The sequence below is a fragment of the Leptolyngbya sp. CCNP1308 genome, assembly GCF_034932455.1.
GTDB lineage: Bacteria > Cyanobacteriota > Cyanobacteriia > Phormidesmidales > Phormidesmidaceae > Nodosilinea.
Genome location: NZ_JAYGIH010000009.1, coordinates 1 through 15,919 on the forward strand (window position 1 = coordinate 1; position 15,919 = coordinate 15,919).

Sequence of the window (15,919 nt, forward strand, 5' to 3'; positions counted from 1 at the left end):
TGGTCTCGGGTTAGGTTGCTGGGGTAGTCTTTACTCATCGTCTCACTCCGGCATTGCTGACATTCATCTGCAACTTATACGGAGTGAGCTTTTTTACTCAAGCCCTAACTTTTCAAACACCCTCTAAGATTTATTCTGTGTAGAGATAGCTGTTCAATACTTTATAAACGAGTCAAAATGAACGTTGGATCTCGCAGTCTAACATTAGAAGATCTGCCTAAGACCCCAATCGACAAATTAGGGTGGCCGTGGTCTAAAGCCAGCAAGCCTCTACCAAATTACATGTCTGATTCCTCAGAATGGCCGCGCATTAGTATAGTCACTCCAAGCTACAACCAAGGAAAGTTTTTAGAGGAGACCATTAGATCCGTGCTGCTTCAGGGGTATCCAAATCTGGAATATATAATTCTTGATGGAGGTAGCACTGACAACTCCGTCGAAATAATTAAAAAATATCAGCCCTACCTTGCTTACTGGGCAAGCGAGATAGATAAAGGACAAGCACACGCGATCAATAAAGGCTTAAAAATAAGCACTGGGTCTATTCTTGGTTGGGTTAATAGTGACGATCTATACGCACGAGGTGCACTTAATAAAATAGCTCAGGCTTTTAGGCATAATAAAACATGTACTTTAGTGCATGGCAATCGAATTTTGTTAAACGAAAATAGCCAGGTAACAGGGTTTTCGCCTTTGTCATCCTTTGAGCCAAAGACAAACTCTTACAACATTTCATCAGAAACTGCTTTTTGGCGAAGAGAAGCTATGGAGCAGATTGGTCTTTTGAAAGAAAGCTTGCAGTTCGCGATGGATTTAGAGTTTTTTGGCCGATTATATTTGCATGGCCATTTTTTAAAGTTAGATGACTATCTAGGCTATTTTCGATGCTACAGCCAAAACAAAAGCTCGACAATGGCCCATGTGGGGCTAGAGGAATCCATCAGAGAATGGAAGAGCCTGTTTGGAACCCAGTTCGTGGTTGGCAAAAACACCCCAAGTAAAGCAACTTTATTGAAAAGCCTCATGCTTAATCCCATAACTGTAGGACTTCCATATTTATCTTATAAACTCTCAAAATATGCATCATAGCCCTACCAAGGTAAATAGTTTGAGATGTATTATTTCTATTGTTCCTCGCCTATTGCCTGCTGTTGATGGTTTGGGTGATTATGCTCTTAGCTTATCTCGTCAGCTTCGATCGGATTTTGATATTGAAACTCATTTTATAATTGGAGATCCTACTTGGGTTGGCAATAATAAATTAGAAGGATTTAACGTCGCTAAAGTTACAACATGCTCAGCAAAGGCGTTATTTGATCAGTTAGCCCGAGTTCATTCTGTGAAGATTATACTATTGCACTACGTAGGCTATGGCTATGCTAAGCGTGGATGCCCTTTCTGGTTAGTCGAGGGTTTAAAGAGTTGGATAAGGCAGCATTCAGAGATAAATTTGATTACAATGTTTCATGAGGTTTCTGCTTCTGGCCCAGTTTGGACTAGCGCTTTTTGGCTTTCTACATCGCAAAGAAATCTAGCGATCAGATTAGTTGGTCTAAGCAATCGCATCCTTACAAACAGGCGTTCCTATGCGGAGTTGCTTCAAAGCTATGCTCCAGAAAGGTTGGCGACTATTCCGTCACTTCCTGTCTTTTCAAATGTAGGCGAACTACAGAATCCTTCCAGCTTATCTGAACGTACCCGTCGCCTCGTCATTTTTGGGGGTAGTAGCAAACGCTCCCAAGTCTACAAAGATTCACTGGAACAAATTCAAAAAATTTGCCGACACCTGAATATTCAACAGATTTTCGATATTGGACCAGCCCTCGACTCGCTCCCAGCAGAGATAAGTAACGTACCAATTACCGCTGCGGGTTGCCTTTCCAGTGAAGAGATTTCTGCCATTCTCTCCGACTCGATCGCAGGTTTCTTCAACTACCATCCTGCATTTCTTGGCAAATCCGGGATTTTCGCGGCGTACTGTGCCCACCGAGTCATACCAATCAGCGCTACTATGGCTTTTCTTACCGAAGAAGGGTTACAACCTGGCAAGCATTACGCACTTCCAGATCAATACAATACTGAGAAAAAGAATATGGCACTGATGCAGGCGATCGCAGACCATGCCTACGCCTGGTATAAATTGCACAACTTATCGGCACAAGCCAAAGCCTACTACACGCTCCTATCAGATTTGGAACTTGCACAACCATGAGTCAGACAGCCTTAACGCCTGAAGCGCTGCACCGACATCGCCAACAGGCTGCCGAAGCAAGCGCTGGCATCAGCAGCAAAACCATCCATACCTGCTTTGAGAGGGAACTACTGCACTGTTCAGCTAGTGGAGCTGTGCTGGACTGGGGATCTGGACAGGGCTTACTAACCCAACGGCTGCTGAATTTAGAGCAATTCCAATCCATTACCGCTGCCGATATACAGCCCCGGCCTGAAACTGTTGATGCTGCCATTCAATGGATTCAGGCTGATCTCAATAACCCGCTGAGCCTGGAAGTCGAGACCTTTGATGTGATTGTTTCCGCAGAAGTTATTGAGCATCTCGAAAATCCTAGAGGCACTGTGCGAGAGTGGTTTCGACTGCTTAAGCCCGGTGGTCTTCTAATATTTAGCACCCCCAACAACGAGAGCTGGCGGGCAATCCTAGCCTTGATTCTGCAAGGACATTTTGTTGACTTCGGTGATTCATCCTACCCTGCACACATCACCGCCCTGGTGCGAAAAGACATCACTCACATATTGAGTGAAGCAGGCTTTTGCTTGCCCAAATTTGCATTTACTAATGTTGGAAAAATCCCCAAACTTACTCGCCATCACTGGCAGAGTCTATCGTTAGGTTATTTGGGGGGACTACGCTTTAGCGATAACATTCTGACTGTTACTTACAAACCCAACAAACTTTAAATACCATAGAAATCACATTGCCGAAAGCAGTTCTAATAAAAACCAAATTACAAATACTAGACACTTTAAAGTATGGGAATCATTAGTTTAATCAATCGTCCAGAATACTTCTTTCAACCCAATCAAATCGTTAAACGGTTTAAACTAAAATTTAAGGCATCTCCTGCCTCCGAAACTTTCAAATTGCCCTGGGGAGTTAAAATTAGCGCTTTTCCTGGAGAAGTTATTGGACGATCTATCTCCGCTATGGGAGTCTATGATTTATGCGTCTCAGAAACACTTTGGCGGATTATTGACGAGGGTGAAACCTGCGTTGATGTGGGAGCAAACATTGGCTACATGACCAGTTTGATGGCCCATCGCGTTGGCCTGGAAGGAAAAGTTGTTGCTTTTGAACCTCATCCAAGCATCTACCAACGACTTTCTAATAATGTTCAAAGCTGGATTACAGAAAAGAACTGGACTCAGATCGAAACTAGCACTCTGGCTATTTCTGACAAGCTGGGTCAAGCACAGCTGTTTGAACCTATAAACTTCGGCTTAAACCAGGGCACAGCTTCTCTTATGCCTTCCTCAGATGAGATTGCTTATTCCTCGGTTCAGCAACTTATAGTTGAGACTAATACCTTAGACAAACTATTCAGTAATCGCGCGATAGGGCTTTTAAAAATTGATGTGGAGGGGCATGAAATAAGCGTGCTATCGGGTGCAGAAGAATTGCTGAAAGAAAATCGAATTCGTGACATTCTTTTCGAAGAGCACCGACCCTATCCAAATCCTGTTTCTGAGTTTTTGAAAGAAAAAGGATATTTCATATATAGGGTTACAAAAGATTTTCTCAAGCCTAGTTTAGTACTACCTCAGGCAGCAGGCTTTCATCCATGGGAGCCTCCTTGTTACCTAGCCACAAAAAACGTTGAGCGTGTGTTTGATCGATTCAAGTCATTGGGTTGGAAATGTCTCAAAAATACGGCACTTTGATTTGATACGGCTATTTTGGTAAAGCATGTTTCCGTGAAAATTCTTCTATCCACGACTTATTTTTATCCAAGCTTAGGCGGCAGTGAAACTGACGCTGAGATCTTTGCCCGGGAGTTTGTCAAACTAGGTCATACCGTCAAAGTTATAACCCAAACTATAGGAAATAATTTCGACGACAGGGGAAAAGCCTTTCCTTTCGAAGTTGTGCGCCAGCCCAGTGCCTCACAGTTGCTTAGACTCATGCACTGGAGCGATGTTTGCTTCCAGAATGGCATTATTCTCAAACAAGTATGGGCACTGTGGCTCACCCAAACACCCTGGGTTATTCGTCACCAAACCTGGATTCAGCATCCTGGACAGCATCCTACTTGGTTGATTCGGCTAAAACTCCGCATGGTTAGGCTCGCCACATCAATTAGTATTAGTCAATCTATTGCTGATCACCTCAATTATCCATCTACCCTAATTCCCAATCCTTATCGTGAAGACTTATTTCGCCACCTTCCAGAAATTCCACGCTTTAAAGAGTTGGTGTTTCTAGGGCGTTTGGTCTCTGATAAAGGCTTAGATTTACTGCTAAGTGCCATAGCGAACCTTAAGAACAACAATCTATACCCTCAGCTAACTATAATTGGCACTGGTGAAGATGATGAAGTCTTACGCCAACAAGCCAAAAAGCTCCAGATCAATGAACAGATTCATTTTGTCGGGGCAAAAGTTGGCAATGAGTTAGTTCAGCTACTTAATGAACACCAAATTTTGGTTGTTCCCTCCCGTTGGCACGAGCCGTTTGGGGTTGTAGCGTTAGAAGGCATTGCCTGTGGCTGCGTCGTCATTGGGTCGTCGGGAGGCGGGCTAAAAGACGCCATTGGCAATTGCGGGACTACATTTCCTAATGGTGATGAAGCTTCTCTGAGGCAAGTGCTTTACCAACTGCTTACTCAGCCCGAATTACTAATTCACTACAGAGCTAATGCGCCTAGTCACTTAGCAAAGCACCAACCGACGACCGTGGCTCAGGCCTATCTTCAAGTTTTAGCGGCTGCTTACCAATGAGTAATCTTCTTATAGCCTTATTGGCCACTAGTTTTATAGTGCTGCTTTCTGCCCAAAACTGGCAGCGGTCTGTAAGAGCGGTTCTGATCTTAGTGGTGCTCGAAGGGGCATTGAGAAAGTGGGTGCTTCCCCAAGCGAGTCAGTTTATCTATTTCCTCAAGGATTTTGTTTTAATTGGCGCTTATTTACGATATTTTTTGCTGTCTCCAGTTCAGACCCGACTGTTTACCCAGAAGCCTTTTATTTTGATACTGGTCAGTTGTATGGCAGTTTGGGGAGGGATACAAGCTTTTAACCCAAGCTTGGGCTCACCAGTGATTGGTCTATTTGGCTTCAAAAGCTATTTTCTCTACGTACCTCTTATTTGGATGGTGCCTCAGATGTTTAGCACTGAGGAAGAGCTATATCGATTTATTCGCAATTATCTACTATTACTGATTCCAGTGGGTATTTTAGCCATTGCTCAATTCTTTAGCCCTCCTACTAGCCCTCTCAACGTCTATGCCTGGGGCGAGGATGGGCCGGCGGTAGTAAGTTCTGGATTAAACACAGTCAGAGTAACGGGTACTTTTTCTTATTTGGCAGGTTATGCAACTTATCTATTAACCTGTCTATGTCTGTTGCTGCCCGTAATCTCCCGTCCTCAGCCCCGCCTGTGGCAGCTTTTAACTTTAACTGAAGGAGGCCTGATTGCAGTCACTTCATTTATGACCGGTTCTCGCGGCCTTGTTTTTGGTTCTGTGCTGCTGATCGGTGGCTATGGGATACTGTTAGCTCTAACCAGTTTCTCTAGCTTCTCCGTTAGCGCACGTAAGTTGGTTCTGCCGGGCATAATAAGTTTTTTGGCAGTTTCCCAAGGTGGACGACTGGCCTTTGATTCATTTTGGAACCGGGTCGAAAATGCTAATGACAGCGTCACTAATCGCATCTTAAGCCCTTTTACTCAGCCTTTTGATAATTTTTATCTTAAAGGTTTAGATGGCTATGGTTTAGGGGCTACATTTCAGGCTAACGGCATTCTTCGTCGGGCGTTTCAGCTTCCTCCAGGGGAACTTATTCCAGTCTATTTTGAAAATGAAATGGGTCGCATTGGCCTAGAGGTTGGGCCTCTAGGTTTCGTCCTTTGGTACGGCCTGCGGCTAGTACTGCTTTTCACCCTATTTAGAGTTTCTCTCCAGCTTACTCATCCATTTTTGCGCCAGCTTGCCCTGAGTGTATTTGTCTATCAGGGCGTGACTTTTATTGCTCAGATGGTCTATAACCATACCGCTAACGTCTATCACTGGTTTTTCTACGGTTTTATCTTTTTGCTTCCCTATTTAGAGCGGGTAAACCAATGGCAGCAGGCGCAAACACCTAATCTTCTTTATGGTCAACCGACGTATTTCCCTGGTACATCCAACCAGCAATCCTAATTCTCGCAATGCGGCGATCGCACTAGCCGAGGCAAATCTGCTCCACGAAATTATTACAACCGTCGCCTATAATCCCAAGGGCAGTCTAGCTCAAACTGTTCAACGACTACCTCGTTCCCTTGCATTCCCCCTGAGTCAAGAACTCGAACGGCGTACGTGGATGGCACCAAGGGGCTCCATTATGAGAACTCATCCATGGAGAGAGGCCCTTAGAGTCTGTTTAGTCAAGTCGGGATTAAGCTCTAAATTAGGATTAGGACAACAGGGCCCCATAGACGCAGTATACGCTTCCCTCGATCGCCACGTTGCGCAGCAGCATCTTAACAAACTTGATGCGATTTACGCTTATGAAGATGGTGCAGCGACTACGTTTCAAGCGGCTAAGCAAAGAGGTATACGCTGCTTTTATGAGTTACCCATCGCTTTTCACCGCACCAGTCGGCAGATTCAGCAAGATGAGGCCGATCGATTTCCTGAGTTTGCGTCTTCTTTGCAGGCTATCAGTGAGCCTAAGTGGAAGTTAGAGCGAAAAGACCAGGAAGTTGCTTTGGCCGATCATATTTTTGTACCCTCTACTACAACGCGTCAATCACTACTAGATGCAGGAATAGCTTCAGAGCGCATTTCAGTCGTGCCCTACGGTGCACCCATTGACTACTTTAAGCCCCAGCCTAAGCGTGATAAAAAGTTTCGAGCCTTGTTTGTGGGTCGAGTTGGCCCTCGCAAAGGTGTTCACTATTTATTGGAGGCATGGAAAAAGCTTAGACTTAACGATTCTGAGTTAAAACTAGTAGGCATTGATGAATTTCCACTAGGCTGGTTGAGATCACACCAGGATTATATCAATTACCAAACTAGCGTACCTCATGCCAGTCTGAATCAATATTATTGCAGCGCCAATATTTTTGTGTTTCCGTCTCTAGTGGAGGGGTTTGGGCTTGTCCAGCTTGAAGCCATGGCCTGTGGAATTCCTGTAATAACTACTCCTAACGCTGCTGGCCTTGATCTGATCACCGAGGGAGTTGACGGGTTCATTGTACCTATTCGTGACTCCAATACACTTCAGGAGAAATTAGCGTGGTGTCATCAACATCCTAAAGAACTAGCAAAAATGGGGCTAGCTGCTCGAAAAAAAGCCGAGGCTTTCACTTGGATCGCCTATCAGCAAAAACTAACCGATAAAATCAAAAAGCTACTTCCCCTGGTTGACTGACAAAACTCCTGAAACCCTTGTTCTGCCGTAGGTTAGGTCAGCGTTAGCGAAACCCAACAAAACTATTACTGGTGTTGGGTTTCGCTTCGCTCAACGCCAACATACATTAGAACTTTTGTCAGTCAATCAGCTTCCCAGCAGCAAAAATCAATAAAATCATATGACTAAAGATTCAAGTTCTAGCAGCTCAATTCAAATTTGGGTGCCTAATCTTTTTGAATTCAAGGGTGGAATCCAGGCTTACTTATGCGATGTTCTAGCTGCACTTGATGATTTGCATGAACAAAAGGATATTACTTTAGATGATGTAGTTGTCTTGAATAAGCTTGACTCCAAAAAGCCACAGGATTTGTTTAAGGCAAGCTACTTCTCATTTAAGTTTAATGGTCAATTGCCTAAGGTATTTCAAACACCGGCTTTTACACTAAACGCTTTGACGACTTCTTGGCAACAGCGACCTGAATTAATTGTATGCGGACATCTCAATTTTGCTCCCGTTGCATACTTGCTGCATCGCCTCTTAGGAGTTCCGTACTGGATTTTAGTATATGGTGTCGATGCTTGGAATATTGAAGATTCTCTTCGACGTCGAGCTTTACAGGCAGCGGAAAAAGTGATCTCCATCAGTGGATATACTCGCGATCGCCTCATAAAAGAACAGGGCTTACCGTTTAAGAATATTTCGCTTTTGCCAGTCACGTTTGATACTGATCGTTTCCAAATTAAACCGAAGCCTAGTTATTTACTTACTAAATATAGCCTCAAGGCTAGTCAACCCATAATTCTGACGGTTGCCCGTCTGGCTGATGACGAACAGTACAAAGGCTATGATCAAGTAATCAGGGCTATTCCTTTGATGCGGCAAAAAATACCTAACATCCACTATGTTTTGGTTGGGAAGGGAAGTGATCGGCCTCGAGTTGAGGCGTTAATTGATTCCCTTGGACTGAAAAATTATGTGACGCTGGCAGGATTTGTTTCCGATCAAGAAATCTGCGATTACTACAACCTTTGTGATGTCTTCGCGATGCCGAGTAAAGGTGAAGGTTTTGGCATCGTTTACCTTGAGGCTCTTGCCTGTGGCAAGCCCGTCATGGGGGGCAACCAAGATGGTGCTATTGACGCCCTTTGCCATGGCGAGTTGGGAATTCTAGTCGATCCTGATAATGTGGATGAAATCGCCTACGTGCTAATCGAAATACTCCAGGGTAAATCGTCACACCCTATTCTTTATCAGGCTGAAGCTCTACGGCAAAGGGTCGATGAAATTTACGGCTTTAGGCGTTTTCAGGCTAATCTCCTAGCCCTACTTAAAGAATCTAATTTAGTGACGCTTTAACATGAGAGTTCTTCATGTACTGCCGTCTTTGAGCTACAAGCTAGGTGGACCGACTCAGGTTGCCCTCAATATTGTTCGTGCGCTACGAGATGTGGGGATTGATGCCGAAATAGCTACTACCAATGACGATGAAGCCGGGTTGCTAGACGTGCCAATCGCGCAACGAGTTGACTACGAGGGCGTGCCAGTCTGGTTTTTTCCGCGTTTAGCTCGGCTCAAAGCGTTTATTCCATCCATGGGGTTGACTCGGTGGATGGTTAACCATTTAGACAAATACGACATCGTTCACAACCACTATTTGTTTTGCTACGCGCCTACTGTGGCTGGAAGACTAGCCCAGCACCGTCAAATTCCCTATATTTCAAGCACAATTGGCCAATTAACTCCCTGGGCGCTTCAGCAAAGCAGGTTTAAAAAACAGATTTATGGTCGTTTTATAGAACGATCTATTCTCAATCGAGCAGCCGCTATTCACTGCACTACCCCTGCAGAAGCTGAGGACGCTCGACGATTTGGGATCAGTTCACCTACTCTGATTTTACCCCTGGGGGTTAATCCTGCACTTATTATCGCTGATGCAGCAGCTAAGTTACGCGATCGCTACTCCCTTCCAACCAACTGCAAAATCATTTTATTTCTATCGCGCCTGCACGAAAAAAAACGTCCCGATTTTCTGCTGCGTGCCTTTGCTCAACTTGCCCCCCAATCTCACGGCTATCATCTTTTGCTAGCCGGTTCTGGGGATGCAAACTACTGCGATCGCCTAAAGACGTTAACCAACACCCTAAATATTGCCCACAGCGTTACGTTTACTGGTTTTGTCTCTGGTTCAGACAAAGACTTGCTGTTGCAAGGATCTAATCTCTTTGCTCTGCCGTCCTATTCAGAAAACTTCGGCATCGCTGTAGCGGAGGCCCTAGGCGCTGGTCTACCCGTTGTGGTTACCCCCGAGGTCCAAATCGCCACCGACATCTCAGCCGCCCAAGCGGGATTAGTAATTTCTGATGATTTAGATGCGTGGAGCAATGCTCTATCTCAGCTGCTTTGCGATCCTGATTTAAGCACCCAGCTAGGTCATAACGGTCAACAGTTGGCCGCAGCGAAGTACAGTTGGCCTGCGATCGCACACAAGCTGAGCCAGTCCTACGATGAAATTCTGACGGGCCAGCCGCTATCATTTGCCTCTCGATCTTGAGGTCTCAGTGGATAACGCGATCGCAAATAAATTGTCGTAGAGCGGCTTCGGAATAGGGCATCGCTGGCTCTCGGTCAGAGTCGGTACTCGGTCGGCAATCGTAGCGTTTAACGGGTCGGCTTTTGCCATCAACGCTAACAACCACTCGATACTCCCAGACGTATTTAGCACTGCGCTTGATCGTTTCAATACAGACTTGCTGCCCCTCTAAATTCCGACAAAGAATACTGGCCAAGGAATTAGGGCTCCAGACTAACAAAACTCCCCAAAGCCCAAGCCCAAACAGCACCGCAATCGAAGCGCGCACCATACTATTACTTTTTCGTCCGTCAGTGCAGGTCATAGCCAAACAAATTTGGATCGACATCGCCCAGATTTAGATCGCTGAGACCGTACTCAGTCCACCGACGATCCACCAGCGCTGCGGTGTCAGGATCCGGGGTCAGCTCTTCGCTCCAGGGGCGATCGGTTTCGGGGTAGACCTTAGTGGTGGCGTCGATACCCATACGGCTGCCGAGTCCGGGCTTTTCGGTGGCAAAGTCGAGCTTATCAAAGGGATTGTTAGGCAAAATAAACACGTCGCGCACCGGGTCTACCTTTGAAGTCACGGCCCACATCACCTGGCGGGGGTCGCGAATGTTAATTGACTTATCGACAACGATGACAAATTTGGTGTAGCTGAATTGGGGCAGGGCCGACCAAAAGGCGAGGGCGGCGCGCTTGGCCTGGCCAGGGTACGACTTTTCGATAGAGAGCACGGCGGCCTTGTAGCTCAGCCCTTCCATCGGTAAGAAGAAATCCTGAATTTCGGGCACCTGCTGGCGCAGGATCGGGTTGTAGATGCGGTTGAGGGCGATCGCCATCATGGCGTCTTCCTTCGGTGGCCTGCCGCTAAAGGTGGTCATGTAGATCGGATTTTTGCGGTGGGTGAGGCAGTGGAAGCGCAGCAGCGGCGCGGCTTCGTTGACGCCGCCGTAGTAGCCGATGTGGTCGCCCGCAGGGCCATCGACGGCGGTTTCACCGGGGGTGATGGTGCCCTCCAGCACAATTTCAGACTGGGCGGGGACTTCCAAATCAACGGTTTTGCACTTGGCCAGGCTGAGCCCTTTGCCAGCGTAGAGCCCAGCAAACAGCCACTCCGAAAGGTCGATGGGCAGCGGAGTCGCCGCCGCGAGAATGACTAGGGGGTGGACGCCGATCGCGATCGCCACCTCCAGATTTTTGCCCAGCTCAGCGGCTTTGCGCAGGTGGCGACTACAGCCCCGCACCGAGAGCCACTGCACCGTCGCCGTATTTTTCGACTGCAGCTGAAGTCGATAGACCCCCACATTGGGGATGTGGGTTTCCGGGTCTTTGGTAATCATTAGCCCCAGGGTAATCACCTTGTCGGCGTCGCCGGGGTAGACCCGCAGCAGGGGAATTTGGTTGAGGTCAACCGCGTCGTCTTTAAGCACCACCTGCTGGCAGGGGGGGAGCAGATCGCGCATGGGCTTGGCTTTGACCACGTCAAACAGCGCTTTTCCGAGATCGATGGCCTGGGAAAACTGCTTGGGCGGGCGGGGCTGGTAGAGCAGCGCCAGCTTTTCGCCCAGGGTTTCGAGTTCGGCGGGGTGCTCCATGCCCATGGCCCAGCACACTCGCTCGACGGTGCCCAGCACATTGATGGCCAAAGGCATAGTCGCACCCTGCACATTCTCAAACAGCAGGGCCGGGCCGCCCCCCAGCAGCAGCCGGTTGGCGATCTCGGCAATCTCTAGCTCTGGGCTAACGGGGGCTGTAATGCGGCGCAGCTGGCCTCGCTGTTCCAGAAGAGTGAGAAACTGCTGTAGATCGTTTGCCATAGGAAAAGGGTTTGTGAACGAGTGTTAAGGCCACCTTCATTATGGTAGAGCGGGGGACCAGTCTGGAGAGGCTCGCCTGATTCTTTGGGTCACTGAGGTCATGACGGAGATCGTGAAGGAGGTAGTGGAGACAGCATGCGATCGCACCAGCTTCCTGGCACAATCGGGGTATTGCCCCTGGCAACTGCAACTGCTCAAAGGATTCTGTGGCCCAATGCAAAGGCGCATTCCGCGATTGTCTCAGTATTTAATCTGGCCCCTAGCGCTGGGTTTGGCGGCCTGCGGCAGTCGGCTCGACACCGCTGCGGTCGAGGGCGCGATTAAGGCTGATATTGAACGGCAGGGCCGCCGCCTCTCGCTCAAGACCGTGCTCTGCCCAGGGGATGTGAAGCGCCAGGCAGAGGCCTACTTTCGCTGCGTCGGCGAGGTAGACCCTGAAGGTACGTTTACGATTAACGTCACCCAGCAAGACTCCCAGGGCAATGTCACCTGGGAGGTGCCCAATTCTAAAGCGCTGCTCAATTTGCCTAAGGTCGAAGACAGCATTCAGCAGGGGCTCTCCCAGGCCTACGGCAAGCGCGCCCAGATTGACTGCGGCAGCGCCACCTACCGGGTGAATCAGCCCGGCGATCGCTTTGAGTGCCAGGTCGTAGGGGACGTGACTACCGACACCAGCACCATCACCGCGGTCTTGGTCAGCATCGACGCCGACGGCAATCTCAGCTGGCAGGAGATGCAGACCTCGGCCCCAGGCAGCCCATCTGCCCCTGGTGCCGCCGCCGCACCCCAGGCCAATGCTCCAGGGGCAGCCGCCACGACCACATCCGCTGCGGTGACCGGGCCTACAGGACGATCCATCACCCGTCCCTACGTTCGCGACGACTAGGTCAGGCCACTTAATATTTCCTTAAGGCGGCAATTCCCATTCTTTAATTTCTGGGACAACCGCTTTCGGTAGGCTTATCGTAAAAGAGAGACCAACGAGCAAACCAAATCGAGGTTAGGGCTGGGCTATGACGACTGTTCTCGACTTTTTGGCCAAGGGTGGGCCAGTAATGGTGCCCATTATGGGGTGCTCGGTGCTCACCATTGCTACAGCCCTAGAGCGCACCCTGTTTTGGACCAAACTCCTGCGCCGCGAAGACCAGGTCGTAGCTGAGGTGCTCGATGCCTCGCGCCGCGATTTGAGTCAGGCTGCCGCGATCGCAGCCCAATCCCAAGACCTGCCCATCGGCCGGTTTTTGCTGGCCCCCCTGCGGCTCAAGCAGCCCTCCCCCGACACCTTTCGGCTGGCGATGGAAACCGCAGGCGATCGCGAATTTGTCAAAATGCGCAAGGGCGATAAGCTCCTAGAAACCGTCGTGGCCGTCGCCCCGCTGCTGGGCCTGTTAGGAACGGTCACCGGCCTGATTGCCACCTTCGGCAACCTCAACATTGGCGGCGGCGGCACGGGGGAGCAGGCCACCGCCGCCGCCGCCGGTATCGGCGAAGCGCTGATTACCACCGCAGCAGGCATGATCGTTGCCATTCTGGCGCTGCTGATTTTTCGCGTCTTGGTGACCCTCCAAGCCCAGCAAGTTGACTACTTTTCCGACGCTGGCAATGAGCTAGAACTCATCTACCGCCAGTATTGGTATGAGCCCACCCTCTTGGCAACCGACCCTGCCCACCGAGGAGAATTTATCGGCAGCGGCGATCGCCTCTAACCCTATATGCGCTTTAAATCTCGGTTCAGCCCACCGCCACCTCAGGTCGACCTCGTGCCGATGCTGACGGTCATGATGGGAATTTTGGCCTTCTTCGTCATGATTACCATGACCCTAGGCAGTGAGACACTAATTGATGTCCAATTGCCTGCCGAGCAGCCCGATAACTCTCCCGCCGCTCTACCCGCCGACCCATTTATCGTAGAGCTTCTGGCTGAGGGGCAAGTGCAGCTCAACGGCCAGCCCACCGATGTTGAAACACTCAAGGGGCAGATGACCGCCTACCTGGCCCGCAACCCCGAAAACATCGTTTTTCTGCTGCCCGCTCAAGACCTGCCCTACGAGCAGGTGATGCAGTTTCTAGGCGAAATGCGCGCCGTCGGGGGCAACCGAGTTTCCCTAGCGATCGAAGAATAGCCATCCCAGCGGAGAGCAATCGATTGGTTTAGCCAAGCCCATCCGTCCCCGCCATTTACCTACTCGCGCGCCGACTGTAGCGCCAGCACCGCCTCACCTTCTAATGGCCACCGCTGGGGTGCCACTAGGGCATAGAACAGCGCCTCGTAGCGATCGATTGCCCGCTTAGCCGAGTAGTGCTCCAGAGCATACTGCCGCCCGCGACGAGCCAGCAGCTGCGCCATTTCGGGATGATGGTACAGTTCAAGAATCCCCTTGGCGAGGGCCGTAGGGTTTTCGGGTTCCACGACTAGGCCGCCACCGCTGGCCAACACCGCCTGGGCCGCCGTGCCGTGGGCTGGCACAGAAGCGAGAATTGGCCGTCCGCTAGCCAGCAGTACCTGGGTTTTAGAGGGCATGTTAAAGCCCACCACGCCGTGCTTCTGCAAGATCAGCCCCACATCGGCCGCAGCCAGCATATCGGGCAGTTCAGCGCGGGGCACAAAGGGCAGCAGCGACACATTCGTCAACCCCAGCTGCTGGCGAAAGCGATCTAACGCCTCTAGCTGCTTACCTTCGCCCACAATCACCATTTGAATATCGGGGTAAGCGCTGAGCGCCTGAGCCGATCGAACCGCCGTCCGGACTCCCTGGGTCTCAGCAATATTGCCGGTATAGAGCACCACGAATTTGTTTTGCAGCCCGTGGCGGCGGCGAAACTCACTGCTGCCCTGGGGCCGAGGTGCAATAAATTCGACATCTACCCAGTTGGAAATGGGTACCATTTTGGTGTCAGCGACCCCTTTAGCCAACAGGTTGTCCCGAAAGCCCTGGGCAATGACAGTGATGCGCGTAGCATTCTGGTAGGCAAACTTCTCTAGCACCTCAAACAGGCGAATCGCCCAGGGGTTGGTCAGCAGCCCCGTCTGAACCGCAGCCTCCGGCAAAATATCTTGCAGGTTTAGCACGCTGGGGCACTGAAACAGCAGCTTGAGGGCAGCCACCGGCAGGCAAGCCGGCAAAGACGGGCTGGCGTTGAGAATGATATCGGGTCGCCACCCCCGCAGGGCGGGCCAGAGGCTGAGGGCAATAAAGCTCGACTCTAGCAGCAGCCGACTCACCAGACCCCGCCTGGCATTAGTCAGCACAAAGCAGCGCTGAATCATGACGCCATTGCGCTCCTCGGTGGCGTAGAGTTGCCCGCGATAATCAGGATAAATAGTGCGCTCTGGGTAGTTGGGCATGGCGGTTACCACTCGCACCTGGTGCCCTCTGGCGACTAGCCCTTCTGCTAGCTCGGTCATCAGTGGCGCAATGCCGATGGGCTCAGGGTAGTAATTATAAGAATAAATTAGAATTCGCATGAACCGCGCCTGCTCCAGAAAACCACGTACACAACAGCTGTGTTGGGCAAAAAATGACTAGGGTTAAGGCTGGGTCAAGGCCGGTTTGTGCCCTAACCCTCGGTGGCTTGCTTCTACTAGACTGAGAGTGAGTGCCGGTATCCGGAAGCATTGGGGCCACATTCATCAAATATTGATGTATTGCCCATCTCACCTCAAAAAAGCTTTAGCTTGTAAGTCTACCCCCCATCGATTAACGATGGTCAAAACCACAGGTCAATCGCTCGTTTAATAGCCTAGTCATCAATAAGTTCAGCATACCCAGGGAAGCCAGATGGGTTAATGGGTAAATTCACAGAAAAATGGCCGCTAAATGCGACCCGTTCTGTCACATTTAGTGCTTTGCAAACGTTATTTTGCCAATTTCTACCATGGTTTGGAATCCTATAAGGCTGCTAAAAACCCTAGTTCACTTCGAAGTCGCCGGCCCTCTTAGTCAGGGGTTGCGCTGGTTGCCC

General features: G+C 49.7%; 14 protein-coding genes. 12 read left to right on the forward strand and 2 right to left on the reverse strand.

What is annotated here, in order from left to right; translation table 11 throughout:
• Positions 1–177 precede the first annotated feature (177 nt).
• The 9 genes from VB780_RS05995 to VB780_RS06035 all read left to right on the forward strand — a co-directional run bounded on the left by VB780_RS05995 (position 178) and on the right by VB780_RS06035 (position 10,115).
• Positions 178–1,089 carry a glycosyltransferase family 2 protein gene (locus VB780_RS05995; protein WP_323350235.1) on the forward strand — a complete coding sequence of 304 codons (912 nt, stop codon included), beginning with the start codon at positions 178–180 and terminating at the stop codon, positions 1,087–1,089.
• A 52-nt stretch (positions 1,090–1,141) separates the two neighbouring features.
• Entirely contained in the window at positions 1,142–2,212 is a 1,071-nt protein-coding gene (locus VB780_RS06000; protein WP_323350236.1) for a hypothetical protein, read from the forward strand.
• Positions 2,209–2,916, forward strand: a complete 708-nt coding sequence (locus VB780_RS06005) for a class I SAM-dependent methyltransferase (protein WP_323350237.1) — start codon at positions 2,209–2,211, stop codon at positions 2,914–2,916. Before VB780_RS06000 ends, VB780_RS06005 begins: the two co-directional genes overlap by 4 nt.
• 72 nt (positions 2,917–2,988) lie before the next feature.
• Complete coding sequence (locus VB780_RS06010) at positions 2,989–3,897, forward strand: FkbM family methyltransferase (RefSeq protein WP_323350238.1); 909 nt, start codon at positions 2,989–2,991, stop codon at positions 3,895–3,897.
• Between the two features lie 33 nt (positions 3,898–3,930).
• Positions 3,931–4,953, forward strand: coding sequence for a glycosyltransferase (locus tag VB780_RS06015; RefSeq protein WP_323350239.1), 1,023 nt, complete (start codon positions 3,931–3,933; stop codon positions 4,951–4,953).
• On the forward strand, positions 4,950–6,368 hold the full coding sequence (locus VB780_RS06020; RefSeq protein WP_323350240.1) for a hypothetical protein: 1,419 nt from the start codon (positions 4,950–4,952) through the stop codon (positions 6,366–6,368). Before VB780_RS06015 ends, VB780_RS06020 begins: the two co-directional genes overlap by 4 nt.
• 181 nt (positions 6,369–6,549) lie before the next feature.
• Positions 6,550–7,581 carry a glycosyltransferase family 4 protein gene (locus VB780_RS06025; RefSeq protein ID WP_323350241.1) on the forward strand — a complete coding sequence of 344 codons (1,032 nt, stop codon included), beginning with the start codon at positions 6,550–6,552 and terminating at the stop codon, positions 7,579–7,581.
• 160 nt (positions 7,582–7,741) lie between these two features.
• Entirely contained in the window at positions 7,742–8,920 is a 1,179-nt protein-coding gene (locus VB780_RS06030) for a glycosyltransferase (RefSeq protein WP_323350242.1), read from the forward strand.
• A gap of 1 nt (position 8,921) precedes the next feature.
• Positions 8,922–10,115 (forward strand): glycosyltransferase, encoded by a 1,194-nt coding sequence (locus tag VB780_RS06035; protein ID WP_323350243.1) that lies wholly within the window; start codon positions 8,922–8,924, stop codon positions 10,113–10,115.
• A 329-nt stretch (positions 10,116–10,444) separates the two neighbouring features.
• Here the strand turns inward: VB780_RS06035 and VB780_RS06040 are convergent, their stop codons facing one another.
• The gene (locus VB780_RS06040; RefSeq protein WP_323350244.1) at positions 10,445–11,956 is read right to left on the reverse strand and encodes a UbiD family decarboxylase; all 1,512 of its coding nucleotides are present in this window, start codon (positions 11,954–11,956) and stop codon (positions 10,445–10,447) included.
• Positions 11,957–12,056: 100 nt separating this feature from the next.
• Between VB780_RS06040 and VB780_RS06045 the strand changes: the two genes are divergently transcribed.
• The 3 genes from VB780_RS06045 (at position 12,057) to VB780_RS06055 (ending at position 14,079) form a co-directional block, all read left to right on the forward strand.
• Positions 12,057–12,842, forward strand: a complete 786-nt coding sequence (locus VB780_RS06045) for a DUF4333 domain-containing protein (protein ID WP_323350245.1) — start codon at positions 12,057–12,059, stop codon at positions 12,840–12,842.
• Positions 12,843–12,969: 127 nt separating this feature from the next.
• Entirely contained in the window at positions 12,970–13,662 is a 693-nt protein-coding gene (locus VB780_RS06050) for a MotA/TolQ/ExbB proton channel family protein (protein WP_323350246.1), read from the forward strand.
• A 6-nt stretch (positions 13,663–13,668) separates the two neighbouring features.
• On the forward strand, positions 13,669–14,079 hold the full coding sequence (locus VB780_RS06055) for a biopolymer transporter ExbD (RefSeq protein ID WP_323350247.1): 411 nt from the start codon (positions 13,669–13,671) through the stop codon (positions 14,077–14,079).
• Positions 14,080–14,138: 59 nt separating this feature from the next.
• On the opposite strand, the gene VB780_RS06060 is transcribed toward VB780_RS06055, so the two are convergent.
• A complete protein-coding gene (locus VB780_RS06060) occupies positions 14,139–15,422 on the reverse strand; it encodes a glycosyltransferase family 4 protein (protein WP_323350248.1) in 1,284 nt (427 codons plus the stop codon).
• Between the last annotated feature and the right edge of the window lie 497 nt (positions 15,423–15,919).